26 protein-coding genes and 17 tRNA genes are annotated in these 26,068 nt (G+C 57.1%); 37 read left to right on the top strand and 6 right to left on the bottom strand.

Translation table 11 applies throughout. The features are described 5' to 3' along the window. Nucleotides 1–140: 140 nt before the first annotated feature. From ACI5FR_RS32345 to ACI5FR_RS32265, 17 genes are all read left to right on the top strand, one after another. Nucleotides 141–213: transfer RNA gene (locus ACI5FR_RS32345), tRNA-Asn, on the top strand. Nucleotides 214–220: 7 nt separating this feature from the next. Beyond that, nucleotides 221–308 (top strand) — tRNA-Ser (locus ACI5FR_RS32340). A 172-nt stretch (nucleotides 309–480) separates the two neighbouring features. Then, nucleotides 481–555: transfer RNA gene (locus ACI5FR_RS32335), tRNA-Glu, on the top strand. Between the two features lie 58 nt (nucleotides 556–613). Further along, a tRNA-Val gene (locus ACI5FR_RS32330) sits at nucleotides 614–686 on the top strand. A gap of 29 nt (nucleotides 687–715) precedes the next feature. Next, nucleotides 716–789, top strand: a tRNA-Met gene (locus ACI5FR_RS32325). 6 nt (nucleotides 790–795) lie between these two features. Next, nucleotides 796–872: transfer RNA gene (locus ACI5FR_RS32320), tRNA-Asp, on the top strand. Nucleotides 873–912: 40 nt separating this feature from the next. Next, nucleotides 913–988, top strand: a tRNA-Phe gene (locus ACI5FR_RS32315). A 17-nt stretch (nucleotides 989–1,005) separates the two neighbouring features. Then, nucleotides 1,006–1,081 (top strand) — tRNA-Thr (locus ACI5FR_RS32310). Between the two features lie 10 nt (nucleotides 1,082–1,091). Then, a tRNA-Tyr gene (locus ACI5FR_RS32305) sits at nucleotides 1,092–1,174 on the top strand. 29 nt (nucleotides 1,175–1,203) lie between these two features. Then, nucleotides 1,204–1,277 (top strand) — tRNA-Trp (locus ACI5FR_RS32300). Nucleotides 1,278–1,297: 20 nt separating this feature from the next. Then, nucleotides 1,298–1,373 (top strand) — tRNA-His (locus ACI5FR_RS32295). A gap of 14 nt (nucleotides 1,374–1,387) precedes the next feature. Beyond that, nucleotides 1,388–1,459, top strand: a tRNA-Gln gene (locus ACI5FR_RS32290). Nucleotides 1,460–1,491: 32 nt separating this feature from the next. Further along, nucleotides 1,492–1,566, top strand: a tRNA-Gly gene (locus ACI5FR_RS32285). Between the two features lie 7 nt (nucleotides 1,567–1,573). After that, a tRNA-Cys gene (locus ACI5FR_RS32280) sits at nucleotides 1,574–1,647 on the top strand. Nucleotides 1,648–1,656: 9 nt separating this feature from the next. Beyond that, nucleotides 1,657–1,745, top strand: a tRNA-Leu gene (locus tag ACI5FR_RS32275). Between the two features lie 18 nt (nucleotides 1,746–1,763). Next, nucleotides 1,764–1,840: transfer RNA gene (locus ACI5FR_RS32270), tRNA-Arg, on the top strand. A gap of 14 nt (nucleotides 1,841–1,854) precedes the next feature. Continuing rightward, a tRNA-Leu gene (locus tag ACI5FR_RS32265) sits at nucleotides 1,855–1,934 on the top strand. A 102-nt stretch (nucleotides 1,935–2,036) separates the two neighbouring features. On the opposite strand, the gene ACI5FR_RS32260 is transcribed toward ACI5FR_RS32265, so the two are convergent. Beyond that, on the bottom strand, nucleotides 2,037–2,171 hold the full coding sequence (locus ACI5FR_RS32260) for a hypothetical protein (protein WP_405462286.1): 135 nt from the start codon (nucleotides 2,169–2,171) through the stop codon (nucleotides 2,037–2,039). Nucleotides 2,172–2,313: 142 nt separating this feature from the next. Between ACI5FR_RS32260 and ACI5FR_RS32255 the strand changes: the two genes are divergently transcribed. Continuing rightward, nucleotides 2,314–3,075, top strand: coding sequence for a sugar phosphate isomerase/epimerase family protein (locus ACI5FR_RS32255; RefSeq protein WP_405462283.1), 762 nt, complete (start codon nucleotides 2,314–2,316; stop codon nucleotides 3,073–3,075). 72 nt (nucleotides 3,076–3,147) lie between these two features. On the opposite strand, the gene ACI5FR_RS32250 is transcribed toward ACI5FR_RS32255, so the two are convergent. Together ACI5FR_RS32250 and ACI5FR_RS32245 are read right to left on the bottom strand one after the other, a co-directional pair. Next, nucleotides 3,148–3,540 carry a response regulator gene (locus ACI5FR_RS32250; protein WP_405462280.1) on the bottom strand — a complete coding sequence of 131 codons (393 nt, stop codon included), beginning with the start codon at nucleotides 3,538–3,540 and terminating at the stop codon, nucleotides 3,148–3,150. 182 nt (nucleotides 3,541–3,722) lie between these two features. Then, a complete protein-coding gene (locus ACI5FR_RS32245; RefSeq protein ID WP_405462277.1) occupies nucleotides 3,723–4,088 on the bottom strand; it encodes a response regulator in 366 nt (121 codons plus the stop codon). A gap of 250 nt (nucleotides 4,089–4,338) precedes the next feature. Between ACI5FR_RS32245 and moaA the strand changes: the two genes are divergently transcribed. The 3 genes from moaA to ACI5FR_RS32230 all read left to right on the top strand — a co-directional run bounded on the left by moaA (nucleotide 4,339) and on the right by ACI5FR_RS32230 (nucleotide 8,416). After that, the gene (moaA, locus tag ACI5FR_RS32240) at nucleotides 4,339–5,343 is read left to right on the top strand and encodes a GTP 3',8-cyclase MoaA (RefSeq protein WP_405462275.1); all 1,005 of its coding nucleotides are present in this window, start codon (nucleotides 4,339–4,341) and stop codon (nucleotides 5,341–5,343) included. A gap of 105 nt (nucleotides 5,344–5,448) precedes the next feature. Continuing rightward, on the top strand, nucleotides 5,449–6,768 hold the full coding sequence (locus ACI5FR_RS32235; RefSeq protein WP_405462273.1) for a molybdopterin molybdotransferase MoeA: 1,320 nt from the start codon (nucleotides 5,449–5,451) through the stop codon (nucleotides 6,766–6,768). A gap of 457 nt (nucleotides 6,769–7,225) precedes the next feature. Continuing rightward, entirely contained in the window at nucleotides 7,226–8,416 is a 1,191-nt protein-coding gene (locus ACI5FR_RS32230; protein ID WP_405462270.1) for a GNAT family N-acetyltransferase, read from the top strand. Here the strand turns inward: ACI5FR_RS32230 and ACI5FR_RS32225 are convergent. After that, nucleotides 8,336–8,944: a hypothetical protein gene (locus ACI5FR_RS32225; protein ID WP_405462268.1), complete on the bottom strand. Its 609-nt coding sequence runs from the start codon at nucleotides 8,942–8,944 to the stop codon at nucleotides 8,336–8,338. The genes ACI5FR_RS32230 and ACI5FR_RS32225 overlap by 81 nt on opposite strands. A 168-nt stretch (nucleotides 8,945–9,112) precedes the next feature. Here ACI5FR_RS32225 and ACI5FR_RS32220 point away from each other — a divergent pair, with 168 nt between their 5' ends. From ACI5FR_RS32220 to ACI5FR_RS32180, 9 genes are all read left to right on the top strand, one after another. Next, nucleotides 9,113–10,129 carry a Gfo/Idh/MocA family protein gene (locus ACI5FR_RS32220; protein ID WP_405462266.1) on the top strand — a complete coding sequence of 339 codons (1,017 nt, stop codon included), beginning with the start codon at nucleotides 9,113–9,115 and terminating at the stop codon, nucleotides 10,127–10,129. A gap of 253 nt (nucleotides 10,130–10,382) precedes the next feature. Next, nucleotides 10,383–10,682 carry a LiaF transmembrane domain-containing protein gene (locus ACI5FR_RS32215; protein WP_405462264.1) on the top strand — a complete coding sequence of 100 codons (300 nt, stop codon included), beginning with the start codon at nucleotides 10,383–10,385 and terminating at the stop codon, nucleotides 10,680–10,682. Between the two features lie 54 nt (nucleotides 10,683–10,736). Further along, nucleotides 10,737–11,411, top strand: a complete 675-nt coding sequence (locus ACI5FR_RS32210; protein WP_405462262.1) for a PspA/IM30 family protein — start codon at nucleotides 10,737–10,739, stop codon at nucleotides 11,409–11,411. Continuing rightward, nucleotides 11,408–11,848, top strand: coding sequence for a PspC domain-containing protein (locus ACI5FR_RS32205; protein ID WP_405462259.1), 441 nt, complete (start codon nucleotides 11,408–11,410; stop codon nucleotides 11,846–11,848). Before ACI5FR_RS32210 ends, ACI5FR_RS32205 begins: the two co-directional genes overlap by 4 nt. 3 nt (nucleotides 11,849–11,851) lie before the next feature. Beyond that, nucleotides 11,852–12,577: a PspA/IM30 family protein gene (locus tag ACI5FR_RS32200; protein ID WP_405462257.1), complete on the top strand. Its 726-nt coding sequence runs from the start codon at nucleotides 11,852–11,854 to the stop codon at nucleotides 12,575–12,577. A 205-nt stretch (nucleotides 12,578–12,782) separates the two neighbouring features. After that, complete coding sequence (gene liaF, locus ACI5FR_RS32195) at nucleotides 12,783–13,430, top strand: cell wall-active antibiotics response protein LiaF (RefSeq protein ID WP_405462255.1); 648 nt, start codon at nucleotides 12,783–12,785, stop codon at nucleotides 13,428–13,430. 37 nt (nucleotides 13,431–13,467) lie between these two features. Beyond that, on the top strand, nucleotides 13,468–14,496 hold the full coding sequence (locus ACI5FR_RS32190) for a HAMP domain-containing sensor histidine kinase (RefSeq protein WP_405462290.1): 1,029 nt from the start codon (nucleotides 13,468–13,470) through the stop codon (nucleotides 14,494–14,496). A gap of 3 nt (nucleotides 14,497–14,499) precedes the next feature. Continuing rightward, nucleotides 14,500–15,144 carry a response regulator gene (locus ACI5FR_RS32185; protein WP_405462253.1) on the top strand — a complete coding sequence of 215 codons (645 nt, stop codon included), beginning with the start codon at nucleotides 14,500–14,502 and terminating at the stop codon, nucleotides 15,142–15,144. Nucleotides 15,145–15,434: 290 nt separating this feature from the next. Then, entirely contained in the window at nucleotides 15,435–15,887 is a 453-nt protein-coding gene (locus tag ACI5FR_RS32180) for a GNAT family N-acetyltransferase (protein WP_405462251.1), read from the top strand. A 71-nt stretch (nucleotides 15,888–15,958) separates the two neighbouring features. Here the strand turns inward: ACI5FR_RS32180 and ACI5FR_RS32175 are convergent, their stop codons facing one another. After that, a complete protein-coding gene (locus tag ACI5FR_RS32175) occupies nucleotides 15,959–16,447 on the bottom strand; it encodes a hypothetical protein (protein ID WP_405462249.1) in 489 nt (162 codons plus the stop codon). Between the two features lie 218 nt (nucleotides 16,448–16,665). Between ACI5FR_RS32175 and zwf the strand changes: the two genes are divergently transcribed. The 7 genes from zwf to ACI5FR_RS32140 all read left to right on the top strand — a co-directional run bounded on the left by zwf (nucleotide 16,666) and on the right by ACI5FR_RS32140 (nucleotide 24,478). Next, entirely contained in the window at nucleotides 16,666–18,240 is a 1,575-nt protein-coding gene (zwf, locus tag ACI5FR_RS32170; protein WP_405462247.1) for a glucose-6-phosphate dehydrogenase, read from the top strand. Nucleotides 18,241–18,473: 233 nt separating this feature from the next. Then, the gene (locus ACI5FR_RS32165; protein ID WP_405462245.1) at nucleotides 18,474–19,535 is read left to right on the top strand and encodes a metallophosphoesterase; all 1,062 of its coding nucleotides are present in this window, start codon (nucleotides 18,474–18,476) and stop codon (nucleotides 19,533–19,535) included. A 28-nt stretch (nucleotides 19,536–19,563) separates the two neighbouring features. Then, nucleotides 19,564–21,153 (top strand): peptide chain release factor 3, encoded by a 1,590-nt coding sequence (locus ACI5FR_RS32160; protein WP_405462243.1) that lies wholly within the window; start codon nucleotides 19,564–19,566, stop codon nucleotides 21,151–21,153. Between the two features lie 173 nt (nucleotides 21,154–21,326). Next, nucleotides 21,327–21,809: a DUF2975 domain-containing protein gene (locus ACI5FR_RS32155; protein ID WP_405462241.1), complete on the top strand. Its 483-nt coding sequence runs from the start codon at nucleotides 21,327–21,329 to the stop codon at nucleotides 21,807–21,809. Between the two features lie 10 nt (nucleotides 21,810–21,819). Next, a complete protein-coding gene (locus ACI5FR_RS32150) occupies nucleotides 21,820–22,035 on the top strand; it encodes a helix-turn-helix domain-containing protein (RefSeq protein WP_405462238.1) in 216 nt (71 codons plus the stop codon). A 17-nt stretch (nucleotides 22,036–22,052) separates the two neighbouring features. After that, nucleotides 22,053–22,883, top strand: coding sequence for a methyltransferase domain-containing protein (locus ACI5FR_RS32145; RefSeq protein WP_405462236.1), 831 nt, complete (start codon nucleotides 22,053–22,055; stop codon nucleotides 22,881–22,883). Between the two features lie 266 nt (nucleotides 22,884–23,149). Beyond that, entirely contained in the window at nucleotides 23,150–24,478 is a 1,329-nt protein-coding gene (locus tag ACI5FR_RS32140; RefSeq protein WP_405462234.1) for an ABC transporter substrate-binding protein, read from the top strand. Between the two features lie 110 nt (nucleotides 24,479–24,588). Here the strand turns inward: ACI5FR_RS32140 and ACI5FR_RS32135 are convergent, their stop codons facing one another. After that, nucleotides 24,589–26,067 carry an ATP-binding protein gene (locus ACI5FR_RS32135; protein WP_405462232.1) on the bottom strand — a complete coding sequence of 493 codons (1,479 nt, stop codon included), beginning with the start codon at nucleotides 26,065–26,067 and terminating at the stop codon, nucleotides 24,589–24,591. Nucleotide 26,068 lies beyond the last annotated feature (1 nt).

Below are 26,068 nucleotides of genomic sequence, written 5' to 3'. Positions count from 1 at the left end.
GTGGATAGGTTCGAGGTGGACGCGCAGCAATGCGTGCAGCTGACGAATACTAATCGGTCGAGGGCTTATCCAACACAAGTACAACGTTATCGTTTCGCACCCAGTTTTCAGGGAATAAAACCCTGACAATTGAACAATATTCCCTGATAGCTCAGTCGGTAGAGCACTCGACTGTTAATCGAGTTGTCACAGGTTCGAGTCCTGTTCGGGGAGTACCCATGGAGAGCTGTCCGAGTGGTCGAAGGAGCACGATTGGAAATCGTGTAGGCGTCAAAAGCGTCTCGAGGGTTCGAATCCCTCGCTCTCCGTAGCAATACAACTTGTCGAGGGATTCAAACCCGATAAGAGGGGACGGTGGAGCATAAGCTTCGTTAGCAAATGCTTCGCATTCTCGAAGGGCGTTAGCCCGAAGAGCATCCCTCGCTCTCCGTAGCAATACAACTTGTCGAGGGATAAGAACCTGATAACATTTAATAACATGGCCCGTTGGTCAAGGGGTTAAGACACCTCCCTTTCACGGAGGTAACAGGGGTTCGAATCCCCTACGGGTCACCATCAAATTTCCACTTGCTTTAAACTAAGAAATTTGTTATATTATTCTTTGTCCTTTCATGGAGGCTTAGCTCAGCCGGGAGAGCATCTGCCTTACAAGCAGAGGGTCGGGGGTTCGATCCCCTCAGCCTCCATAGGTAACTGAATACCTAATCATCATCGACGCGGGGTGGAGCAGCCCGGTAGCTCGTCGGGCTCATAACCCGAAGGCCGCAGGTTCAAATCCTGCCCCCGCAATAGTGTGGAGCCGTGGTGTAGAGGCCTAACATGCCTGCCTGTCACGCAGGAGACCGCGGGTTCGAATCCCGTCGGCTCCGCCATTTATTTTCTAAGCGATCATGCAATGTACTAAGGCAGTAAGGCTCGGTAGCTCAGTCGGTAGAGCAGAGGACTGAAAATCCTCGTGTCGGCGGTTCGATTCCGTCCCGAGCCACCATCTTTCTAAATGAATATGCCGTTGTAGCTCAATTGGTAGAGCAACTGACTTGTAATCAGTAGGTTGGGGGTTCAAGTCCTCTCGACGGCACCATGTTTAACATGGAGGATTAGCGAAGTGGCCAAACGCAGCAGACTGTAAATCTGTTCTCTGACGAGTTCGGTGGTTCGAATCCATCATCCTCCATAGCTTCACCCTAGAGGTGAAGATCATACAGGGGCATAGTTTAAAGGTAGAACAAAGGTCTCCAAAACCTTTGGTGTGGGTTCGATTCCTGCTGCCCCTGCCAGAAGAACTTTGAAGCGTATGGCGGTCGTGGCGAAGGGGTTAACGCACCGGATTGTGGCTCCGGCATTCGTGGGTTCAAGTCCCATCGATCGCCCCATAACTTCACCATATTGGGGATTAGCCAAGCGGTAAGGCAACGGACTTTGACTCCGTCATTCCTAGGTTCGAATCCTAGATCCCCAGTTTCCTTTCTGGGATCATTTTTTATATAGCGTGCGGACGTGGCTCAGTGGTAGAGCATCGCCTTGCCAAGGCGAGGGTCGCGAGTTCGAATCTCGTCGTCCGCTCCAAATTCACGGCGCCATAGCCAAGTGGTAAGGCAGAGCTCTGCAAAAGCTCTACCCCCAGTTCGAGTCTGGGTGGCGCCTCCATCTAGCTTCGCCGGAGTGGCGGAATCGGCAGACGCACAGGACTTAAAATCCTGCGGTGGGTGACCACCGTACCAGTTCAAGTCTGGTCTTCGGCACCATCAGCAATTCCGCAATCTGTGCCCTTAGCTCAGCCGGATAGAGCGTTTGACTACGAATCAAAAGGTCAGGAGTTCGAATCTCTTAGGGCACGCCATTTTAACTTCATATGCCGGTGTGGCGGAATTGGCAGACGCGCGCGACTCAAAATCGTGAGGGAAACCGTGGGGGTTCGAGTCCCTTCACCGGCACTACAAAACACTGACAGGACATTCGTTCCTGTCAGTGTTTTTTCGTGGGTTAATAATCAGACCGGATTAGCGGAAATGAGTTCCGCCAAGGCCGGTCCTTTTTTATTGCGGATTGTTCTGTTTCGGAATGTGATTTAAGCTGGGCGGATAGTCGGCCGCCTTCTTGGTGCTGATCGGATCCTTCTCGTCGGTCACGAATTTGTTTGTCTTATGTGCAGGTAGTTTGTTCCGTGCCAAGTCCCATCACCTCCACCGTTAACATGCGCTTGCCGGGGACATTTTATGAGGGCGGTTCTTGGCTGTCCGAAACATGCGGAAAGCGGTATAATAAAGGAATGGCTTCGACGCAAAAAACATACATAACGGAAGGATGTTGGGGATGCTGCACACGGGACTGCTGTCCATAACGTTTCGCCAATTGAGCCGGGAGCAGATCGTATCGCTCGTAGCCGAAGCGGGACTGGACGGGATCGAATGGGGGGGCGACACTCATGTCCCCCCGGGGAATATCGAAGCGGCGCAGGATGCCGCACGGCTGACGAAAGAAGCCGGGGTGCAAGTCGCGGCATACGGCTCGTATTACAAAGTCGGAGTGGACACGAACTTCGCGGACGTCCTGGCTTCGGCCGCTGCCCTTGGGGCTCCGCTCATCCGCGTGTGGGCGGGAAACCGCGGCTCGGCGGCTGCCGACGACGCTTGGTGGGATACGGTGATCCAGGATACACGAGCGATTGCTGAGGAGTCCGCAAAAGTGGGCATCAAGGTCGCCTTCGAGTTCCATGGGAACACGCTTACCGATACGCTCGAGACGGCGCTTAAGCTGCTGCGTGGAGTCGATCATCCGAACGTGTACTCGTATTGGCAGCCGTTGCCTACGATAGCCGAGGAAGAGCATCTGCCGGCGATCGCCGCCCTGGAGCCATGGTTGACGAATATACACGTGTACCATTGGGTCGACCGTGTACGGCATCCGCTCGCCGACGGCGAGGAGGCTTGGGTCCGCTATCTGCGGGCCGTCCCGGAGACGGAGCGTTACGCGATGCTGGAGTTCGTGAAGGACGACGTGCCGGAGCAATTCCTTCAGGATGCGGTGACCCTCAAGCGCTTGGTAGAACGAGTGAACGCGGCTCGGCAAGCCTGAAGAAACCAACAACCCTCAAGCCGACGAATCTCCTCGTCTCGCAAGAGGGTTGTTTCATTTGGATCGGCGCGGCTATACCGGCTTGATGATGGGCGCCGTACCGGCTTCCGCCAATACGCGCTCAATTGCGCTGTACACCCGCTCCTTTTGCAGCGGCTTGGCGATAAAATCTCGGGCTCCGTTCGCAATCGAGTCGATAACCGCTTGCTGGTGGGACATCGCGGAGCAGATAATAATTTTCGCCGCCGGATCGAACTGGCGAATGTGCCGCATGGCGGTGATCCCATCCATGTCCGGCATCGTGATGTCCATCGTCACCAAATCGGGCCGACGCTCCCGGTACAGCTGGATCGCTTCTTCGCCGCTCGCGGCTTCCGCCGCGATTTCATATCCATTCTCGCGCAGCATTTGACTTAGGATTGCCCGCATGAAGGCGGCATCGTCGACAATCATAATTCTCGCCACGGCACTCATCCTCTCGGGTTACTCGCAAAACCTCGTATTTTGCATGGCCGATTCGGTCACGCCTCTATACCAATCTATTAATGGAGGCGATGGCTTAGAACGGAAAATGCATCGAGAGGAGCGGGATTTGCCCGAATAGGCGAGTAGACCGATAGGTTGATAGAATAGCTGGGGGCAAACGTTTAGGCTTGTTCCAATATTTTGCGGATCGTATGCTGGACCCGTTCCTTCTGAACCGGTTTGGCAATGAAATCTTTGGCCCCGAGCGAGATGGCCTCGATCACCATCGGCTGATGGGACATAGCGGAACAGACGATCACCTTGGCCTGCGGGTCGATCGCTTTGATTTTGCGGAGCGCGGTAACTCCATCCATGAGCGGCATCGTAATATCCATCGTGACCAGGTCGGGCCGCGTGCGGGAGTACATCTTTACGGCTTCTTCTCCGTTCTCGGCCTCGGCGACGACGCTGCACCCGATCTCACACACAATGTCTTTGATAATTGTTCTCATAAATGCGGCATCGTCCACGATCATGACGGTGTGCATGCGATCACCTTCTCTCGGCATCGAAATCTCCGGCAAAACTGGAAAAGTCTTTCTCTTAATATTAGGCCCAAGGCGGTGTCATTGAGAAGTTACTCCCGTCACCTTTTCCCGCCGGATCGTTAGGACTTAAGGCATGGAATTGGTGAAAAATAAGAATATTTGTCGAGGTGATCTCAGCAACTTCCCCGACATAAGGCCGTGCAGTGTGTTAAAATAAAGAAAATGAAGCACTTGTAGAGGAGGGGGCCGCATGGAGACGCTTCTGGTGGATCGTTTCGGCCGGGTGCACGATTACTTGCGCATCTCGGTCACCGACCGGTGCAACCTGCGCTGCGTATACTGCATGCCGGAGGAAGGCATGGAATTCGAACCGGATGACCGCATCCTCACGTTCGACGAAATCGTCGAAGTGGTGCAGGTGCTCGCTCGGGTAGGCGTACGGAAGCTGCGCATCACCGGAGGGGAACCGCTCGTGCGCAAAAACCTCGAGGTGCTGATCGGCAGGCTCTCGGCCATTCCCGGCATCGAGGATATCGCTCTGACGACGAACGGCATCTTCCTCGCTCCGCGGGCGGAACGATTGAAGGAAGCCGGGGTGACCCGGGTGAACATCAGTCTCGATTCGCTGCGGGCGGACCGGTTCTCCCTCATCACCCGCGGCGGCGATATCACGAAGGTGCTCGCTTCCCTTGAGGAGTCGGTGCGCGTCGGGTTTCAGCCGATCAAGCTGAACGTCGTGCTGATGAAGGGCGTGAACGACGACGAGATCGCAGACTTCCTACGGATGTCCATAGAGCGGGACGTTACCGTCCGGTTCATCGAGTATATGCCGATCGGGCATGACGATGACGGATGGCGGACGCGGTATATACCGCTGTCCACAGTTCTCGACGTCTGTGCGGACAACGGCTGGGCTGTCGCGCCGCACGGCGAAGTGTACGGCAACGGGCCGAGCCGCAATTATCGGATCGAAGGGGCTCGCGGGACGTTCGGCCTGATCCACCCGGTGAGCGACCACTTCTGCGAATCGTGCAACCGGCTGCGGCTCACGGCGGACGGTAACATCAAGCCGTGCCTGTATTGGACGGACGAATTCAATGTCCGGACGTACATCGGCAATCCGGAGGGCATGCAGGACATGTTCTTCCGTGCGCTGGACGTGAAGCCGTTGAACCATGAGATGGCGCAGGCGCTTGCACAGCAGGCGCAGTCCCACACGCCGACGGTCCGACGGATGTCGCAGATCGGCGGGTAAGTGTTCGAGGGTCTGAGGGTCCGAGATAACGCCCTAAACGACGAAGAAGAGCACGACCAACACAAGCACCATCAACACGTGTGTGACTAGAAGGGAGAGCAAGCGATGGACAGCCGCAGCGCGCCGCACCGGACGGCGATTCCCGTCCGGGAGGCACAGCGCCGGATCGCGACGCATGTGCCGATCGGACTGGCCGCCGAGCACGTGCCGCTCGCGGACGCCTGGGGCCGCCGGCTGGCGCGCGACGTGTGCGCGGATCAGCCGATCCCGCACTTCCGTCGCAGCGGCGTCGACGGCTACGCCGTGCGCGCGTCGGACACCGCCGGCGCGGCCTCGGGACGTCCCGCCGAGCTGGACGTCACGGAGTCGATCGCTTGCGGTCAAGTGCCGCAAGCACCGATCGGCGCGGGTCAAGCCGCGCGCATCATGACCGGAGCCCCCCTCCCGGAGGGGGCGGACGCGGTCATCATGCTGGAGCAGACCGACGCCTGGGGCGTGCCGGCGGCGGACGCCCTTGCCGCGGGCCGCGTGCGCGTAGGCAAGCCGGCGGCGCCCGGCGACAACGTCACGCCCGCGGGCCGCGAGGCGGCGCCGGGCGAGCGGCTGCTCGCGGCCGGCACGCGCGTCGGCGCCGGCGCGATCGCGGTGCTCGCGGCGCTCGGCCACGCCCGCGTCGCCGTCTGGCGACGGCCGCGCGTGGCCGTGCTCGCGACCGGCGCCGAGCTGCTGCCGGTCGCGGCCCCGTCGCCGCTCGCGCCGGGCCGCATCCGCGACAGCAACTCGGCGATGCTCGCGGCGCTGGCGCGGTCCGCCGGCGCGGACGCCGAGCTGCTCGGCCCGCTGGACGACCGGCTGGATCATGTCCTGCCGGTCGTGCTGGAGGCGCTCGCAGGCGGCCGGTACGACGCGGTGCTCACAAGCGGCGGCGTCTCCGTCGGCGACTACGACGTGATGACCGAGCTGCTCCGGCACTGGGACGGCGTGCGCCTGTTCGACAAGGTGCAGATGCGGCCGGGCAGCGTGACCAGCGTCGGGGTGCGGGACGGCCGTCTGCTGTTCGCCTTGTCCGGCAACCCGAGTGCTTGCCTCGTCGGCTTCGAACTCTTGGTGCGGCCGGCGCTGCAGCAGATGCAGGGCGAGCCGGCGCCGGGCCCGGACCACCGCAGGCACGACGAGCCGCCGGCCCAGGCGGTGCTGGAGGGCGCCCCGATACCCGGCATCGCCTTCGAGCGATATGTCCGGGGCCGGCTGCGCCTCGAGGGCGGACGAGCGTACGCACGGCCGGCCGGCGGGAACAAATCCAGCGACCTCATCTCGCTCCGGGAGGCGCAGTGCCTGATTGTCGTCCCGCCGGGCGGAGAGGGCGTGCGGCCGGGTGACCTCGTGGAGGTCCATCCGATCGAAGGAGCCTTGTGGACTCCATAACCCTTTACACACGAGGAAAGCCCGGCGTTCGTCCGAACGCCGGGCTTTCTGTATGCGTGTCTGCAGGTTAGGCGTCGCTTAGATGCAGAAACAAGATGCCAATACGATGACCAGCAGGATGAAAAGTACCAGAATTACACCAATTGTTGTGTGGAATCCTCCCAATCCGCCAACAGCTCCCATGCAGCATCCCCCTTTCAATCTTGATAGTCCAGCATATGCCGGTTGCGGCCTACGAGACTGGACATTCGCCCTGTGCATCCGCCCGGTTTTTGGGGACATGACCAATAGGCTTCGTCGGCGGAGGAGCACGAGCCGCATGGAAGCTACCCGGAACCTGCTCGAGCTGTTAGAATAAGGAGGAAGAAACAGGCGATCCGATGAGATCAAGCCGAGAATAGCCATCCTGGACTTAGGGCTTAGGCGGCTTCTGACAATTTGATGAGGGGGCATTCGGTTGGACGAGATTCGTACGCTGCGGTTGGAGGAGATGGACGAAAGTCTGGACTTGTCATGCTTTGCGTTTCAATATGAGCTGGACCCCGACGAGAGGGCTGCGCGCAAGGCGCATACGACGCCTGATACGATCTGGGGATACTTCGTGGAAGGCCGGTTGGCGGCGAAAATGACGATTCACCCGATGCATACCTATGTAGGCGGCCGATTGTTAGCGATGGGCGGGGTGGCCGGTGTGGCCACATGGCCGGAATATCGGCGCCAAGGCCTGGTGCGCCACTTGCTGGTTAACGCCCTGAAGGTGATGAAGGAACAGGGACAGAGCGTCTCCTTCCTGCATCCGTTCTCGATCCCGTTCTACCGCAAATTCGGCTGGGAGCTGTACGCCGATTACATGGAGGTCGAGCTCGAAGCTTCCCAGCTGCCCAGCGGGCCGGCCTCGGAGGGGTACGTAGAGCGCGTGGCCAAAGACTGGACGCTGCTGCATCCGCTCTATTCGGCTTATGCCGCGGGATATAACGGGATGCTGGCCCGCGACGAAGCGTGGTGGAGCCAGAAAGTGTTCAAGCGGAATTCCGGCCAGGCGGTCCTTTACCGGAAGGCGTCGGGGGAAGCGGCGGGCTATTTGCTTTACGAGGTGAAAAACAAGCAACTCAAGATCGGGGAGTTCGTGGCACTCGATCTAGACGCCTGGCACGGGCTATGGCGGTTTATCGCCAATCACGACTCGATGTTCGACCGGATTACGCTAAGGGCTCCGGTGGACGACCCGTTATCGTTCCTGCTGTTCAATCCCCGGGTGAAGCGGAAGATCGAGCCATATTTCATGGCCCGTATCGTGGATGTGGCCGCTTTTGTGAATCAGATGGCTTTCGCCGGGACTGGGAAGCCCGTCAACCTGCTGCTGCAGGTGGAGGACGAACACGCGGACTGGAACAACGGTACGTTCGAGCTGGAAGTGGAGCCGGACGGTAAAGTCAGGGTGGCGCAGAGGGAGGGGACGGGAGGTATGTCCGTGCGGACAGGGGCGGTAGCGAAGTGCCGGGTCTCGACGTTAACCGCGATGCTGATGGGGTATAAGCGGCCGACCGAGCTGCACCGGTACGGGCTGTTAGCTGCGGAAGTAGAAACGGTTGAGCTGTTGGAACAGCTCCTCCCCCGCCGGAGCACTTATTTGGCGGACTATTTCTGAAGATCGGGTCCGCAGCAGCTCGGTTAGCCTGTATTGCTCGAGGAAGGGGCTCATATCGACCGTCGCTTGATACAGCAACGGCTGGTCTTCTTCATTGATCAGGAGAAGCGTGGGCTGGCGGATATTCATTCGGTTGATGAAGACGAACAGCACCTTCGCCTTGTCCCGCACCCAGTTATTGTTTACCTGCAAAGACGGCGTTAGCGGAATGCCGATGATGATCCCTTCCTTGGGCTCCGGGTTCACGCTAGCCACGATTCCTGAGATGGAGCCGATCCAACGCTCCGCATTCGAGCGAATGTCCGGTGCCATGGGAAACTGACGCACAACCTTGCCGGCCTTGACGTCGAATACTTCGACCTGGTTCGGCTGTGCGGACGTTGGCTTCGGATTACCGAGTCCGGCTGCGATGAGCAGCAGGGCGATCGCCAGCAGGCGACCTACTGGGGCTATCCTTCGGCGCAGACGGCTAGCCGTACGGTTCTGCTGGAACTCGATTCCACAGTATGTTCGGTTGTATGCGTTCATTAGGCGGCTCCTCGCCGGGTCGCTTTTTTGGCGTGCGATTCCAGCATTGTAGGGCTAGCTTGTACGGTTGAGAGAAAATTATACGCGCGGTTGGCGCATCCCGCCGCTTGTTTCCGTTAAAGAGACGATTAAAAGACTTGTCCATAACCGGAACCGAGTTCTACAATTATGGTAAACGCCGACTATCGGCAGGAGCTGGAGGCACTCATGGGATACAAGGTTGCGGTCATTGGAGCGGGCAATATTTCGAACGGTCACTTGAAAGCGATTGCCCAGATGGATCGGCTGGAATTCGCAGGTGTAGCCGATGTTGTACAGGAGCGGGCGGAATCGGCTGCCGAGCGATACGGGACGAAGGCCTACAACGATTATAAGGAAATGGTGCTCGAGCAACGGCCGGATATCGTCGTGAACACGCTGCCTCCTTTTCTGCATCGGGAGGTATCGGTCTGGTGTGCGGAGCAGGGGTGCCATCTCCTCCTGGAGAAGCCGATGGCCCCTACGATCGAGGACTGCGAAGCCATCATCGAAGCCGCGGCGCAGCATAAGGTAAAGCTGCTCGTCGGGCATACGATTCATTATATTCACGACAACCTGGCGGCGAAGTCCATCATCGAATCGAAACAGCTCGGAGAGCTGATCATGATCACGGATTCCCGGCATATCAAGTACTACCAGCCAAACCGTCCGAACTGGTGCTACTGGAAAGCCCAAGCCGGCGGAGGCATCTTCACGAATCTCGGGACCCACTCGATCGACCGGGTGCAGTGGATGACCGGCAGTCCGATCGTCAAGGTGAAGGCTTCGTTCGAGTACGGCTTCCCGATCGGGGACGTGGAGTCGAGCGGCATCGCGTACGTCGAGACGGCGTCCGGCGTCGTGGCCACAATCGCGCAGAGCGGGCATGGCGGCGTGAACCGCAACGAGGCGGAGTTCCTGTTCACCGGCGGCATGATGCGGCTCGCGACGAGCTCCGGCCTGTGGATCAGTCAGAACGGCGCCTATGAGCCGGTCGATCTGTCCGGCGCGGTCAACTCGTTCGTGCTGCAGTTCGAGGATCTGCTCGGCGCCATCGAGCGGGACGAGGAGCCGGGCTGCTCCGGCACTTACGCGCGCAGCGTCGTGAATGTGGTCAATACGATGTACGAGTCGCATCGATTAGGGACGGAGCTGGCGGTCGTATAACCGGACGGGTTTAGAAGTGGAAAAGGAAAGGTCTAGAGGCTGACTGACGGTTCGAATGGTGAACTTGTCGCTCGGTCTTTTTTAATCTGGCCATCGAGTAAAAGTAGGCTCCAGCCCTTACCCTACCTTAGGGTGGGCTCGTCCACTCGACCAAGGTCCAGTACAGAAACCGTCGGGAGTCCGTTTTGGAGAAATCGGATCTGGCCTAGAATAAAGACATGAACGAAACGAAAACAAGAAAGGCGGTGAGTACATGAAGATCAATCGGAATTCAGGCTGGGCGCTCTTCCTGATCGCATGCGGCGCGCTGATCCTGATCGGCAAGCTGGGATTCGGGCTGGGCCATCTGATGAGCTACCTGTTCCCGATCGCGATGATCGGCCTGGGTTACCTCGGAATCCGGAACGGCAGCAAATTTATCGGCTGGGTGATCCTGGTCATAGGGTTGCTCGCACTGCTCGGCAAGTTCTCCGGACTGTTCGCGATTCTGATCGCAGCCGGGCTGATCGGTTACGGCGTGACGCTGTTGAAACGAAATCCGGGCGTTCACTAGATTCCAGATACACATACTAGCCGCACCATACCAGAGTTAAGGAGGAAACGATTCATGAGCGTGATGAAACGGATGCGGGATATTACCGTGGCGACGCTGAATGAAAAGCTCGAGCAATCGGAAGATCCGGTTCGCCTGATCGATCAATATCTCAGTTCGCAAAAGCTGCAAATTCAAGAGTCCGAGCAATTGTATCACCAAATGATGAGCCACACGCAAACGATTCGCGGCCATATGATGACCGCGGAGCAGATGAGAGACAAGCGGGAGCAGCAAGCGATGGTGGCCCTGAAGGCCGGCGAGGAGCAAGTGGCGAAGCTGGCGCTGCAAGAGAAGCTGCAGCACGAGGAAACGTATGAGCGTTATGCCGGCCTCTATGAGCAGAGCAAGCTCTCGATCATCGAATTGGAAGATCGTCTCGCGCAGATGAAGAAAGATTTCGACGAGGTGCTGAGCAAGCGTCACTACTACATGACCCGCCTGCAGTCGGTACGGCTGCAGCAGCAGATGAATGCTCGCATGAACGGGCTGAGCGAAGGAGCCGGCAGCCGGGCGTTCACCCGACTGGAGGAGCGCATCTCCGATATGGAATACGAAGCTCGCTCTCTCCGGGACATCCGTCAATTGGGCCGCGAGCTGTCGAACGCCGGAGTCGCCGTTCAGCAAACGCTGGAACGGGAAATGCATAACCTTCGGCAAAAGCTGGAGAAGGAAGGTTGGTTGAAATGACCAAGAAGCTGTATCGTTCACAAACGGATCGTAAACTGTTCGGCTTATGCGGAGGCTTGTCCGACCTGCTCGGGGTCGACTCGACCCTGCTGCGTCTGATCGTGATCGCCACGACCTTCTTCACCGGCGGCGCGCTGATCCTGATCTACTTCATCGCCGCGATGGTGATTCCAAAGGAGCCGACGTTCCAATCTCCGATGATGAGCGGCTGGAACAGCTATGGAGCGACAGACTTCGCTGCGGGACCGGCTTACAGCACGGCTCGGCCGTCCGCAACTTACCCGGCACAAGGGAACAACGCCGTATTCACCCGCCCGGCTCCCTCGGAGAAGGCGCATCTGGATACCGTGATGGAAGATATCGAGAAGAAGGCCATGTGGAAAGAAATCCAAGAACTGAAAACTAAACTGTCTCAATATGAGAAGGGAGAAGTGTAAACAATGGGAGTATTTAAACGAATCAAGGATATGACGAAGGCATCGGTCAATGAGCTGCTGGATAAGGTAGAAGACCCGGTCGTAATGCTGAACCAATACATTCGCGACATGGAGGAAGAAATTGCGCAAGCTGAAGTTACCGTAGCCCGCCAAATCGCCAATGAGCGCAAGCTCCAAGAACGTCTGAACGAAGCGGTGCGCCTGAGCGCCGACCGTGAAGGCCGTGCGGCCGATGCCCTGAAGAACGGGCAGGAAGCTAGCGCCCGCCAAGCGCTGGAAGAGAAGCTGTACTACGACCAAAAGATCGTGGAATACGGCGAAATGCACGCCCAGTCCAAAGGCCAAGCCGAAGAGCTGCTCGGGCAACTGCACGATATGAAGGATGAGTTCTACAAAATGCGTAACAAGCGCAACGAGCTCGTCACCCGTGCTCAACTGGCCAACGCCAAGAAGCAAATGGCGCAAGTCAGCTACTCGAACACGATCGAGTCCGGAAGTGCGTCCCGCGGCTTCCACCGCATGGAAGAGAAGATTATGCAGCTGGAAGTGGAAGCGGAGATTTCCCGCAAACCTTTCGTCCCGGCCTCGGCGCTGCAATCGGCTCCGGTAGTGGATTTGGCCAAGCAAGAGAAGGTGGATCAACAGCTTGCGCTGTTGAAGGCGAAGCTGTCCCCGGCCGCTCCGGTCGTTCCGGCAAAGGAAGACGCCGTGACCGCGTCCGCGGAGTAAGCAAGAAAGGGTTGGAAGCGTGCAACCAACTGTGATATTCTAGAAAAAGCCAGCCATAGGACGGCCGCTAGTCGCCCCTATGGCTGTTCCCCATCTAGGGTGGGGGATGTTTTATAAGGGTTGAAATCGGGGTCCCCGAAAAGTAATAGGAATAAGCTCCAGAGGAAAACTTCACTTTTTGGGGTAGAGACAGGAGGTGCGGCACATGGATGAGCGAAATCGAAATACGGCCTTGGTGCTGATCGCGGCAGGGTTGTTTATTTTGTTGAATCACTACGTCAGCTTCTTCACGACTGCCGCCCTCGTCTTAGTGCTGCTCGGCTTGTACAAAATCCGCTCGTCCCCGGACAAATCCGGCTATTGGATTCTGGGCATCGGAGTCGTCATTTTCATCAGCGGACATTTTCATTTCGTGCTGGCCATCGTCCTGATGTCGCTGGGCTTGTTCTACATCAGCTCGAAGCGGGCCCATCGCGGAGAAGGCCATTACCAGAAGCATAATCTGATCGAGAGCATCAAGTGGGACAAAGAATCCTGGGTGCTCAAAAACGCGAGCTTGTGGAACATTATCGGAGAAATTTATATTGACCTGTCCCTTGCCATCCCGGAACAGAAGGAAACGACGCTCGTCCTTCAAGGCGTGCTGGGCGATGTGGACATCATCGTGCCGGAGGATCTGGGTGTCAGCGTGAACGCTTCGGTCATCGCGGGCCAGATCGACGTCGTTCGGGAGAAGGAGACCGGCGTTCTGAACAAGATCGTATGGGAATCGCCGAATTATGCCACGAGCGATACGAAAGTGAAACTGATGATCTCTTACCTCGTAGGGGATATTGATATAAAAGTTGTGTAGCGCGGAGGACCGTCCTTTGGATAAAAAACTGACCAATATGATCTGGCGCAGTATGGGCGAATCGATCGTTCTCAGCCTCACGCTCTTCGGCACCGTCGTCTACCTGCTCTACTATTACGATTACATCCGTCCGTTCCCGACCTGGTGGGACGGGTTCAAATTCAGCGTGCTGCTGCTCGGCATCGTCGTGTTGCTGGGCGGCGGGTACGGCCTCTGGTCCAGCAGCCGGACAAGGCGCCGGCTCGAGATCTTGGGCGATTCCATGCTCCACCTGGAGAAGGGCAATCTGAGCCGGGCGATCCCGCACCTCGGCGACGACGAGATCGGCCGCCTGGGCGTGCAGCTGAGCCGGATCAGCACGAAGTGGGAGGAGCAGGTGTCGTCCCTGCAGCGGCTGTCGACGAACAACGCCGAGCTCGCGGAGAAGGCGAGGCTGTCAGCCGTCGTCGAAGAGCGGCAGCGGCTGGCGCGCGACCTGCACGATGCCGTGAGCCAGCAGCTGTTCGCGATCTCGATGACGGCGACGGCCGTCGGGCGCACGCTCGACAAGGACTTCGAGAAGGCGAAGCGTCAGATCGCCCTGATCGAAGAGATGTCGTCCGTCGCCCAGTCGGAGATGCGTGCCCTGCTCTTGCACCTGCGGCCGGTGCACCTGGAGGGCAAGCGGCTGTCGCAAGGCCTCATGGAGCTGCTGCAGGAGCTGCAGGCGAAGGTGCCGATCGACATCGCCTGGGATATGGACGAGCGGATCCGGCTGCCGAAGGGGATCGAGGATCACTTGTTCCGCATCGTGCAGGAGGCGCTGTCCAATACGCTGCGGCATTCCAAGGCGACGCAGATGGAGCTCAAGCTGCTGCGGCCCTCGGACAGCATCCGCTTGTCGATCCGCGACAACGGAGTCGGCTTCGAGCTGGACGAGGGCAAGCATGCGTCCTACGGGCTTCAATCGATTAAGGAGCGGGTGAACGAGATCGGGGGCACCGTGCACTTCATTACGGCTCCGGGCAAGGGCACCCGGATTGAAATACGCGTACCCATATTGGCGGAAGAGGAAGGGGAACAGTAAGCGATGGAGGATGCGATCAAAGTATTGCTCGTGGACGATCACGAGATGGTGCGGATCGGCCTGGCCGCCGTGCTCGGCACGGAAGACCAGATCGAGGTCGTCGGCGAAGCGAGCAACGGGATGGAGGGCATCCGGCTCGCGCTCGAGTACAAGCCGGACGTCGTGCTGATGGATTTGGTCATGGAGGGAATGGACGGCATCGAGACGACCCGGAAGCTGCTCCAGCAGCACCCGGATTGCAAGGTGATCGTCTTGACCAGCTACTTGGACGACGAGAAGATGTATCCCGTCATCGAAGCCGGCGCGTTCAGCTACTTGCTCAAGACGTCACGCGCTTCGGAGATCGCGCAGGCGATCCGCGCCGCCGCGCGCGGTCAGTCGATTCTCGAGTCGCAGGTAGCGGCGAAGATGATGAACCGCTTCCGCCGGCCGAAGCAGGAAGCTGCGCCGCACGAAGATCTGACGGAGCGGGAGATGGAAGTGCTGCGCCTGATCGCGAAGGGCAAATCAAACCAAGAGGTCGCCGACGAGCTGTACATCGGGGTGAAGACGGTGAAGTTCCATGTCACGAACATCTTGGCGAAGCTTGGCGTCGACGACCGTACACAGGCGGCGATCTATGCCGTTAAGAACGGACTGGCGGAATAAGGGCTTTGACACTACCGGCGCAAAGAGGCTACAATGGTAAGGATTGGCGGTAACGGATAAGGAGAATGTACCAGAATGAGCGGAACGCAAGCGATCGTGCTTGTCCTCTTCATCGTGCTGACGGTGGCTTTCACTTGGGCGATGAGCAAAAAATGGCGCAAATAACAGGCACCCCCGATAGGGCGGGTGCCTGTTATTTATTTTTGGAAGGGAGCATGTTCCCATATCCGAGCGGCTGCCGTTCGCATATAGTAATAAGAAGTCGAAGCTGGATCGGGAGTGATGCCGGTATGATCAGGAGACGTATTCCGGTACGGGACGACCGGATGATCCTGCAGCTGATCCGCAGCGAGCTCCTGCCCTACACGAATCGCACGTTCCCGGGCATGACGATCGACCGGCACATTCTGCAGGAGCGCTTGTCCGGCCTGACGACGTACGTGTGCTCGAGGAATGGCTTGCACACAGTAGGGTTCGTGAGCTGCCTGACGGAGGACGGAACGCTGCATATCGACATGATCGCCATCGACCGCAAAGCGCAGGGCAAAGGATACGGGTCGGCGCTAATGGGGGCGGCGGAGCGTTTTGGCCTTCGGCGGGGGTGTCAGGAATCGGTGCTCTATGTAGACCAGCAGAACCGGGGGGCCCAACGCTTTTACCGGAGGAAGGGCTACGCCCTTGTGAGCTACTTGGAAGGACTTCAATGCTATGAGATGCGGAAACCGCTGCGCAGTTTGTCATGAGCGGCGTCGGCCTACCCAACCGGTACTCGGATGAGAGTACCGGTTTTCGTCATTCGGGACCGACGGCGCTATTACACGGGGTACAAGGCTGCGATCTCGTTCAGATTCAACACGGCCTTTTTGCCGTATGGGGAATCCGTATCGTCGGTATTCGCGGGAGATGTGACCGGTCTGGGGCTGGGAATTGGAGCGAAGAAGTCGAACACCGTACCCGAATCGGATTGCTGCTGCGGGACTTCTGCGTCTTGGCGGGTGACGGCCTTTTTGGACGATAGCCCGCTTTTTTTCGTCTTGACATTGGTCTTTGAGTGGCCCGAGGTCTTCTTGCTCCGCGACTTCTCTGCCTGGTCCTTGTAGCTTGGCTGGGCAGGCTGGCTGGTCTCGCTGTGCTGGCTTCTCTGGCTTTTATCGCTATGTGAGCCGAAGTCGTTCAGGTACAGCTTGCCCTTGTCGGCCCGGCTCAGAATGCCGTAATGGCGATTGTTGTCCTGCATGACGGCACAGACGTACTGGCCGCGGAATGGCTCGCACTCCTTGGCTTCGATAGGGTGGATCAGCATTTTCTCATAAGCACCTCCCATGTTGACTACTTGGTATAGGCTATTCTCGGCGGTACGGATATGCTTGGTTGAACGCCTAGGGGACGGCCGCCCATTTTCGGACCGCCCCGGAGGGGAGCTTAAGCGGGCTGCAACTCTTATGGGAAGGGGGAATGGATTGTCCGCCTCCGATATGCTACACTACTTTTACATAGTCTTAGGAAAGAATGAGGAACGAGATGAACACTATCCACTCTGCCAGCGTCTTACGCGCATCGGAAGGCGTAGTCTTTTTTATTTTCGGAGCTACGGGCGACTTGGCCCGGCGCAAGCTGTTCCCCGCTCTATACAGCATGTATCGGGAAGGGAAGCTAGCGGAGAATTTCGCGGTGATCGGGCTCGCCCGCCGCAGCCGCTCGAACGAGCAGTTTCGTCATGACCTGCACGCCTCGATCCAGGAATTTTGCCGCTACAAGGCGGACGGCGACGACAATTGGGGGACGTTCTCGGACCATTTCCACTACATGTCGCTGGACATTAACCACGTGGACGGCTTCGTGCAGCTGCGCGGGCTGGCGGACAAGCTGGACGAGCAATTCCAGATCGGCGGCAACCGCCTGTTCTATCTCGCGCTGGCCCCCGAGCTGTTCGGCAGTGTCTCGTATAACCTGAAGTCCGGCGGCCTGCTCCAGGCGGAAGGCTGGAAGCGGCTCGTCATCGAGAAGCCGTTCGGCTACGACCTCGCTTCGGCCGAGAAGCTGAACGAGCAGATCCGCGAAGTGTTCCGCGAGGAAGAGGTGTACCGGATCGACCATTACCTCGGCAAGGAAATGGTGCAGAATATAGAAGTCGTCCGGTTCGCGAACGCTTTCTTCGAGCCGCTGTGGAACAACAAGTATATCGCGAACATCCAGATTACGCTGAGCGAGACGGTCGGCGTGGAAGAGCGGGGCGGCTACTATGATCATTCCGGCGCGCTGCGGGATATGGGGCAGAACCATATGCTCCAGATGGTCACGATGATGGCGATGGAGCCGCCGAGCCGGCTGCATCCGGAGGACATCCGCGACGAGAAGGTGAAGGTGCTGCGCTCCCTGCGGGCGTACATGACGGACGAAGACGTGCAGGCGAACGTGGTGCGCGGCCAATACGCGGCCGGCATGCACAAGGGCAAGCCGTTGCCGGCTTACCGCGCCGAAGAGGCGGTGCCGCCGGATTCGAACACGGAGACGTATTTCGCGGCGCGGGTGTACGTGGACAATTTCCGCTGGGCGGGCGTGCCGTTCTATGTCCGGACGGGCAAGCGGCTGCCGGCGAAGACGACCGAGGTGGTCGTCGAATTCAAGAATATGCCGGACAACATCTACTTCTCCCAGAAGACGTCGCTTGAGCCGAACCTGCTAGTGTTCCGGGTCAATCCGAACGAAGGCATTTATCTGAAAATGAACGCTAAGCGTCCCGGCTCGCAATGGGGGATCATCCCGATCGCGATGGATTTCACCCAGAGTGCGGAAGCGGGCATCAATACGCCGGAAGCGTACGAGCGGCTGCTGTACGACGCGGCGCGCGGCGACTCCACGTACTTCACCCGCTGGGATGAAGTGGCGCTCGCCTGGAAGTTCGTCGACCGCATCGAGCAGGCTTGGAAGAACGGCCGCGGCGAATTGTACTTGTACCCGGCCGGCTCCTGGGGGCCGACTCCGGCGACGGAGCTGCTGGATCGCGACGGCTTCCGCTGGTGGCCGGTGAATGGCCAGCGCGAAGGCGAGGTTGTCTGGGTGTCCTCCGCCGTGGAGGGCAAGGAGCCGCATTAAAGTTGCCGGATGGGAATGGAAGTGTCGGAAGCTTGCTCGGTTTCGCCGTGCAGGCTTTTTTTTTCACCCCACAAAGTGACGTGGCCCCTACGGAGCTTATTCGTATTACTTTGCGGGGACCCCGGGATTATATTTCTTACGGTTTTTACCCAGCGGGCGGCGGGGGAGTTCTTACATTTGCCAATCAAAAGGGATATAATAAGAATGCATTCTTGCCGAAACGGAAGTGAACTATGTCCAGACGCTCCTTTCTGAAGTGGTTGATCGGGCTCACCGCGATGCTCGCGACGGCTTGGCTCGCCTTCTACAAATGGTTGTCCGGTTCGGACAGTCCGTATACGGTGCTGTCCAACGGAGACGCTGAGCCGGATCCGTCGCCCGCTACTTCCGTCAAGGTGACGCCGACCCCGGAGCCTCCGTCCGCGGTGCCGCTCCTGTCGCTGTTCGTGCTGAGCGATATGCACGTCTCGATGTATGACGCGACCACTTCCGAGAAGCTGAAGCTGGCGCTGAACGACGTGTCCGCCTTCGAGACGCCGGTCGATACCATTTTGCTGGGCGGGGACTTGACCGATTATGGCACCCCGATGGAGTACGGACTTTTGAAAGACATTCTGGCCGCCTATAAGCTGCCTAAGCTGCACGGCAATATGGGCAATCACGATTATTACGATGTCTGGATCGATAAGAACGGCGGCTTCAACACCGCGGCGCTCCCGAACGGGAAGACGGACGCCCAGTCCCGGCAACGGTTTCAGCAATTCCTGGGTTATGAGAAGCCGTACCACGCCGAAGTGATGAACGGGGTGCTGCTCGTCATGCTGTCGCAGGAAGCGTATATGCAGGAGCGTCCCGAAGTCGGGGAAGGCGCCTGGTACTCGGAGGAGCAGCTGCATTGGCTGAAGGCGAAGCTGGCGGAGCACACGGACGGGAAGCCGATCCTCGTACTGATCCATCAGCCTCTGCCGAATCAGGGAGAGGACGGCGGCTCGCACCGGCTTATTCCGGCCAAGGCGTTCCGGGACATGCTGAAGCCGTATCCGAACGTGTTCGTCGTCTCGGGGCATACGCACCAAGATTTCGACAACGGCACGACGCATTATATCAAAGAAACGTTCCACTGGATCGTGAACGCCTCCGTCGGACGAACGCGCTCTGGCGGTCAGGTGAAGTCGCAAGGCTTGTATGTGCAATTTTATAAAGATCGCGTGGAGCTGCGGGGTCGGGAATTCAGTAAAAAGGCTTGGATCGACGCAGCCCGGTGGAGCATTCCGCTGGAGCGGGCCAAAGCGTAATCGATAAGGGACAGAAGGGATAGACTGAATGAGTAACAATGCGATAAGTAACGAGATTGAATCCGAGATTGAGAAACGGCGCACGTTCGCGATTATTTCTCACCCCGACGCGGGGAAAACGACGCTGACCGAGAAGCTGCTTCTGTTCGGAGGGGCGATTCGTCTGGCGGGTGCGGTCAAAGGGCGCAAGGCCAGCAAGCACGCGACTTCCGACTGGATGGAGATTGAGAAGCAGCGCGGAATCTCCGTGACGTCGAGCGTAATGCAATTCGACTACAAGGGCCACCGGGTCAACATTCTAGATACCCCGGGCCACCAAGACTTCAGCGAAGACACGTATCGCACGCTCACCGCGGCGGACAGCGCCGTCATGCTGATCGACTCGGCCAAAGGGGTCGAGGCTCAGACGAAAAAGCTGTTCCAGGTGTGCCGGAAGCGGGGCATTCCGATCTTCACGTTCATTAACAAAATGGACCGCGAAGGCCGCAACCCGTTCGAGCTGCTGGAGGAGCTCGAGAATGTGCTCGGCATCCGGTCGTATCCGATGAACTGGCCGATCGGCTCCGGCAAGCAATTGTGCGGCGTCTACGACCGGAAGAAGACCCAGGTCGAGCTGTTCAAGGGCGACGACCACCAGGAGATCAGCGTGGCGCCGGTCAGCGGCTACGACGATGAGATCATTCGCGAGATGGCGGGTCAGCATCTGTATGACCAGCTGCAGGAGGATCTGATGCTGCTGGATGTGGCGGGCGACGAATTCGACTTCGAGAAGGTGCGGGATGGCGAATTAACGCCGGTGTTCTTCGGCAGCGCGATCAACAACTTCGGGGTCCAGACGTTCCTGGAGAACTTCCTGTCGCTCGCCCCGTCGCCGTCTCCGCGCAAGAGCAGCGACGGAGAGATCGAGCCGAGCTACGGCCCGTTCACCGGCTACGTGTTCAAGATCCAGGCGAACATGAACCCGGCGCACCGCGACCGTATCGCATTCCTGCGCATCGTGTCCGGCAAGTTCGAGCGCGGCATGAGCGTGAAGCACGTGCGGGCGGGCAAGGAGATCAAGCTGTCTCAGCCGCAGCAGTTCCTGGCACAGGACCGCGACATTGTCGACACGGCGTATCCGGGCGACATTATCGGGCTGTTCGACCCGGGGATTTTCCGCATCGGAGATACGCTGGCGCAAGGCAAGGAGCTCGTCTTCGACGAACTGCCGATCTTCTCGCCGGAGCTGTTCAGCAAGGTGACGATCAAGAACGCGCTGAAGCAGAAGCAGTTCCAGAAAGGGATCGACCAGCTGACCGAGGAAGGCACGGTGCAAGTGTTCCGCACGACGACCGGCTTCGACGAGATGATCCTGGGCGTTGTCGGCCAGCTGCAGTTCGAGGTCATGGAGCACCGGATGCGGACCGAATACGGGGTCGACATCCTCCTGCAGCGGCAGCCGTATCAGTTCGCGCGCTGGGTGATCGACGAGAAGCTCGATCCGACGAAGTTCCGCATCAACTCGCTGCTCGTGAAGGACAAGAAGGACAACTTCGTGGCGTTGTTCGAGAACGAGTATGCGATGCGGACGGCGATGGAAAAGATGCCGACGGCGAAGTTTTTGGAGACGGCTCCGTAAGGCAAGTTATAGAGCATTTGAGCATTTCCTTGTATGGAGGAAATGCTTTTTTCTTTTCGTAAAAACGAAATTTATACAACAACAATGCATCAAATATCAGTAATTATTTATTGAAAAACGATAAATATTGTGATAAAGTCAACATAAAATCAACCATAAGCGAGGGGCTTTTTATGAAGCGAGGAACAACACTTTTTTTAAAGGCGGCGGTTATTCTTATTGGCATCCCGGTTCTTGCTTTGTGCATCTTTTTGGTGCCTGAGATCGCGAACTTTGCAGTGGACTTGTATCCCGAGATGACTTATCTGAAATATCTCGTTTTTATCGATTTGTATGCATCGGCGATCCCTTTTTACATTGCCCTTTACCAGGCCTTTAGACTTTTATGCAATATCGACATGAACAAAGCGTTCTCGGAATTATCGGTAAAGGCCTTGAAGAATATAAAAAACTGCGCAATTGCAATCAGTATCGTGTATGTGGCAGGCATGCCGCTTTTCTATCTCCTGGCCGAGAAAGACGATGCCCCAGGGATCCTAGTAATCGGATTGATCGTGATTTTTGCCTCCATCGTGATTGCCGTTTTTGCCGCTGTTCTCCAAATGCTTTTGAAAGAGGCTATTGATATAAAATCCGAAAATGATTTGACGGTCTGAGGTGAAGAACATGGCGATTATAATCAATATCGATGTGATGCTGGCCAAAAGAAAAATGAGCGTAACCGAACTTTCGGATAGGGTTGGAATCACAATGGCAAACCTCTCTATCTTGAAAAATGGAAAGGCAAAAGCGATTCGATTATCCACTTTAGAGGCGATTTGTAAGGCTTTAGACTGTCAGCCTGGAGATCTTTTAGAATACAAAAATGACGAAACACTCTAGGATTAAGGGGATACCCTATGAAGGAACGTAATTCTACTTACAATATTCGCCATGCAACTCTGGGTTATCAAGCGGAGATTGAGCGGTTGAAAGTACAAGCGATGATGGGATGGGAGAAAGAGTTCCGTCACTTACAATGGTATGGACTCCAGAACGGCATGAGCGTGTTAGAGATTGGCAGTGGCCCCGGATTCATTACCGAACAACTCGTCAACAACTTACCGCAAAGTGAAATTACCGCTCTGGACATCGATTCAACCCTTCTGGACGAAGCTAAAGCCCGGTTGGATCGTATTCCTTCGTCCAACCTGCGATTTGTCCAATCCTCTGTATATGACACTGGTTTGCCTGACGACTCGTTTGATTTTGCTATTGCAAGGTTGCTCTTTCTGCATCTGCACCATCCAGCGGAGGCGGCCAGAGAGATTTATCGCGTGCTAAAGCCCGGGGGAAAGCTTGTTATCATTGATCTAGATGACGGAATTTTTGGTGCGATCAGCCCGAATATGAATTTGCTGCCTTCTGTCATAAACAAGTTGGCGGACCACCAAGCTTCCAAAGGGGGCAATCGCTATATCGGGAGGAGTTTGCCTCGACTCTTGGCCAAATCCGGTTATATCGATTTGGATATGGATGCCGTTATTCAGCATAGCGATCTTCATGGAATGGAAGGGTTTAAGCGGCAGTTTGATCTTAACCGGTTTAAGGTTTTTTACAAGAATGGAATTATTAACGAAGAGGAATTTGAGCAAATCCAACAGGCATCGGAGAATATTAACCATTCACCTGAAGCATACGCGATGATGACTTTTGTAATGGCTTGTGGCAAGAAGCCCGAGCATTTTTGAGCGCCGCTGTAGAGGAATCGTTTCCTGAAAAAGCTGGTGGCCTTTGTATAATAAAGGTCCGCCGGCTTTTTTGCTGATTCTAACCGAGAGTGAAAAGTAGATAGAACGCATGAAAGTGCATATTGTTCACACCAAGCTGTGTGCGCGATGCGTCGCAAGGTTCATCTTTGTGACGCAAAGTGCAGTTTCTTTTGCAGGGCCCCGACTCGTACGATGGTAACGGATCGATTAGATTACTACTTGTGCAGAAAGGGTGGAATGGTTTGGTGAAAAGAAGAATCTCAATGTGGTTGGTGCTGTTGATGGCGGTCGTCAGTCTGTTGGCCGGATGCACCGGGGGACAAGAAAACAAAGCCGGTCAAGCGGCGGAGGTCGCGGCGAAGGTGGAGGAAAAACCGAAAGAGCCGGTCACCATTACCTTCTATTTGCCGTACGCCGGGGATACGGCAACTTTCATGGAACAGTATGGGAATGCGATCGTCAAGAAATTTCCGCATGTTACTTTAAAAGTCCTCAACTCCCCGGATACAAACCCGGCCGGTCATCTGGCCAGCTTGCTTTCCGCCCAGGAACCGATCGATATTTTCCTCAACGGCGATACGAACCATTACCGCTACATTACGCCGTTTAATTTCCAATACGATTTAACCGAAATGATAAAGAAAACCGGCTATGATCAGAGCCGTCTCGAGCCAAGTACGCTAGAAGCGGTGAGAGCGCTTTCTCCAAAGGGGGAAATATATGCTTTGCCGCTAAGGATGAATGTAATGTCCCTTTTGTATAATAAAGACATTTTCGACAAGTTCGGGGTGCCTTATCCAACGGACGGCATGACATGGGACGAAGCATACGAGCTGGCTAAGCGGCTCACTCGTAAAGAAGGAGAAACGCAATACAGAGGCTTCATTACCCAATCTTACAGCATCGCTTGGCAAAACCAACTGTCCCTCGGATTCGCCGATCCCAAAACCGATAAACCGTTGTTCTACTCCGATGAGCGTTGGGCACAGTTGGTCAAGAACATAAACCGGTTCTACGAAATTCCGGGCAATGCCCTGGTGGAAGGCAGCTTTACCGGGATCAACAACTTGTTCTATAAAACGAAAGTAGCGGCCATGTATGCCGCCTCGATTCCTGGAACTCCGCAAGACGTGAATTGGGATTTGGTCACTTTACCGGAATTCGGCCACCTCCGCGGCGTCGGTTCGCAAGCCTCGCTCACATTGGCTTACGTCCTAAGCATCAGTAAGCATAAGGAACAAGCCTTTGATATCATCGCTTATATGACGAGTGATGAGTTTCAAACCGAAATGGCCCAAAAGGCACTTGGACTCCCGGTCATCACAACTCAATCGGCAAAAGACGCGTTCGGTAAAGACAATCCAAATTTGAAAGGGAAAAACCTGAAGGCTCTAGCGAAAAACAAACCGGCTGCTCCATTCCAGCAATCGCCTTATCAAGCGATTACGAACAACCAGCTCGAAAAGCTCTGGTACCAGCTCGGTAAAGGTCAGCTTGACATCAATACCACCTTGCGGATGGCGGATGAGAATGCCGTGAAGGAGATAGAAAAATTGAAAGCATCCGGTCAATAGGGAAGGACAAGAGGCTGACGACAAGTGTCGTCAGCCTCTGATTTTGGGGGACGCCCGGGAGAGGCGGCCGCTGACAAGGAGAGTTAATGAAGGTTCGCCCTGCCTGCGGCTCACCCCGCCTGCGGCTCGTCCGCGTTGGCAGCCGCCCTCGGCAGCCGGAGCCGTATCGTAGTGCCGAGCCCCGGCTCGCTCCTCACCTCAATCGTGCCGCCATGCGCCTCCACGAGCTGCTTCACGATCGACAGCCCGAGCCCGGTCTCGCTCTTCTCCTTCACCCGCGACGGGTCGGCCTTGTAGAAGCGGTCCCACATTTGCTCCACCTGCACCCGGGTCATCCCTCGGCCTTGATCGGCCACCTCCAGCACCGTGTGCGTGTCCTGTTCCTCCGCGCTCAGGCGGACCGTCCCGTAGTCCGAGAACTGAATCGCGTTCTTGACGAGATTGATCATGATCTGCATCAGCCGATCATAATCGCCGTAGATCCTCGCGGTGTCGGCGCACTGCACTTCGAGCCGGAGCTTCTTCTCGGCGGCGAGCAGCTCGAGCGATTCGCCGACGACCTCGAGAATGTCAGCGGCGCGATGCCACTCGAGATCGAGCTGGACTTGGTTCGTCCGGATCCGCTCCATGTCCATCAGCTCGTTGATGAGCCGGATGAGACGGAACGTCTCCTTCTCGATGATCGAGTAGTACTTCGCCTGCTCCTCGGGTGCGACGAGGTTGTTGCGGAAGCCCTCGATAAGGCCGCGGATCGAAGTGAGCGGCGTACGCAGCTCGTGCGACACGTCGCTCATGAATTGCTGCCGGCGCGCTTCGAACCGCGCGAGCTTCTCCGAGGCCTCCTGGAGCTGCTGCGCCATGGAGTTGAAGTCGCGGGATAAGTCGCCGAGCTCGTCGGTGCGTTTTTCCTCCAGCCGCACGGCGTAGTCGCCTTCCGCAATCCCGCGGGTCGCGAGCTGAAGGCGGCGAACGCGCCGGCTCATGCTGCGGGACAGCCAGAAGCTGATCGCCAGGACGAGCACGAGGAAGCATCCGCCGGCCGCGAGCACCGTCCGGTTCATTCCGCCGACGATGCCGGAGAATCCCTGCACCGGAGATAAGGCGAAGAGATAGATGTAGTCCTTCTCCCCGAGAGGCCGGACCAGCTTGGGTGCGACCATGATGGAGGCGGATACGCCCTCAACGGAATCCAACAGGAAGACGGCGTCGTTCTGCACATGGAAAATTTGCTTGCGCAACCGGTCCAAGAGCGCTTTGTTCCTCCAGTCCGTCGTGGCCAAGGCGGGGATGTTCACCACATCGCCTTTGCGGTCGAGCGCGATGATCGAGATTTTGCGCTCCGTCAGCAGCAGCTTGTACGTGGCGAGCTGCTGCTCGGCCTTCGTCCGCTCTTCGCGTGTCAGTGCGCGGGCCGCGACTTTCGCGGCGGCGAGCAGCTCCTCGCTCTTATTCTTGTAAAGGATCGAATGCTTGGCGAAATAGTAGAAGCCGAATGCTAGAGGTATAAGCAGCAGCAGGGCGATAAACAAGTGGCTGAGAAATTGCCGTTGAAAAAAAGTAAAGCGGTATCGCGGCATCCGAAGCTTCATC

It is taken from the genome of Paenibacillus sp. HJGM_3 (assembly GCF_045062745.1).
In the GTDB taxonomy this organism is placed as follows: Bacteria; Bacillota; Bacilli; order Paenibacillales; family NBRC-103111; genus Paenibacillus_AA.
Note: the sequence above shows the minus strand (reverse complement) of the source record. Positions and strands in the feature narration are given on the sequence as shown.

What these genes read in the sequence shown, in the direction of transcription:
- ACI5FR_RS32255 (WP_405462283.1), top strand. Translation starts at nt 2,314, where the DNA reads ATGCTGCACACGGGACTGCTGTCCATAACGTTTCGCCAATTGAGCCGG.
- ACI5FR_RS32245 (WP_405462277.1), bottom strand. Translation starts at nt 4,088, where the DNA reads ATGCACACCGTCATGATCGTGGACGATGCCGCATTTATGAGAACAATT.
- moaA (WP_405462275.1), top strand. Translation starts at nt 4,339, where the DNA reads ATGGAGACGCTTCTGGTGGATCGTTTCGGCCGGGTGCACGATTACTTG.
- ACI5FR_RS32235 (WP_405462273.1), top strand. Translation starts at nt 5,449, where the DNA reads ATGGACAGCCGCAGCGCGCCGCACCGGACGGCGATTCCCGTCCGGGAG.
- ACI5FR_RS32225 (WP_405462268.1), bottom strand. Translation starts at nt 8,944, where the DNA reads ATGAACGCATACAACCGAACATACTGTGGAATCGAGTTCCAGCAGAAC.
- ACI5FR_RS32220 (WP_405462266.1), top strand. Translation starts at nt 9,113, where the DNA reads ATGGTAAACGCCGACTATCGGCAGGAGCTGGAGGCACTCATGGGATAC.
- ACI5FR_RS32215 (WP_405462264.1), top strand. Translation starts at nt 10,383, where the DNA reads ATGAAGATCAATCGGAATTCAGGCTGGGCGCTCTTCCTGATCGCATGC.
- ACI5FR_RS32210 (WP_405462262.1), top strand. Translation starts at nt 10,737, where the DNA reads ATGAGCGTGATGAAACGGATGCGGGATATTACCGTGGCGACGCTGAAT.
- ACI5FR_RS32205 (WP_405462259.1), top strand. Translation starts at nt 11,408, where the DNA reads ATGACCAAGAAGCTGTATCGTTCACAAACGGATCGTAAACTGTTCGGC.
- ACI5FR_RS32200 (WP_405462257.1), top strand. Translation starts at nt 11,852, where the DNA reads ATGGGAGTATTTAAACGAATCAAGGATATGACGAAGGCATCGGTCAAT.
- liaF (WP_405462255.1), top strand. Translation starts at nt 12,783, where the DNA reads ATGGATGAGCGAAATCGAAATACGGCCTTGGTGCTGATCGCGGCAGGG.
- ACI5FR_RS32190 (WP_405462290.1), top strand. Translation starts at nt 13,468, where the DNA reads ATGATCTGGCGCAGTATGGGCGAATCGATCGTTCTCAGCCTCACGCTC.
- ACI5FR_RS32185 (WP_405462253.1), top strand. Translation starts at nt 14,500, where the DNA reads ATGGAGGATGCGATCAAAGTATTGCTCGTGGACGATCACGAGATGGTG.
- ACI5FR_RS32180 (WP_405462251.1), top strand. Translation starts at nt 15,435, where the DNA reads ATGATCAGGAGACGTATTCCGGTACGGGACGACCGGATGATCCTGCAG.
- ACI5FR_RS32175 (WP_405462249.1), bottom strand. Translation starts at nt 16,447, where the DNA reads ATGCTGATCCACCCTATCGAAGCCAAGGAGTGCGAGCCATTCCGCGGC.
- zwf (WP_405462247.1), top strand. Translation starts at nt 16,666, where the DNA reads ATGAACACTATCCACTCTGCCAGCGTCTTACGCGCATCGGAAGGCGTA.
- ACI5FR_RS32165 (WP_405462245.1), top strand. Translation starts at nt 18,474, where the DNA reads ATGTCCAGACGCTCCTTTCTGAAGTGGTTGATCGGGCTCACCGCGATG.
- ACI5FR_RS32160 (WP_405462243.1), top strand. Translation starts at nt 19,564, where the DNA reads ATGAGTAACAATGCGATAAGTAACGAGATTGAATCCGAGATTGAGAAA.
- ACI5FR_RS32155 (WP_405462241.1), top strand. Translation starts at nt 21,327, where the DNA reads ATGAAGCGAGGAACAACACTTTTTTTAAAGGCGGCGGTTATTCTTATT.
- ACI5FR_RS32150 (WP_405462238.1), top strand. Translation starts at nt 21,820, where the DNA reads ATGGCGATTATAATCAATATCGATGTGATGCTGGCCAAAAGAAAAATG.
- ACI5FR_RS32145 (WP_405462236.1), top strand. Translation starts at nt 22,053, where the DNA reads ATGAAGGAACGTAATTCTACTTACAATATTCGCCATGCAACTCTGGGT.
- ACI5FR_RS32135 (WP_405462232.1), bottom strand. Translation starts at nt 26,067, where the DNA reads ATGAAGCTTCGGATGCCGCGATACCGCTTTACTTTTTTTCAACGGCAA.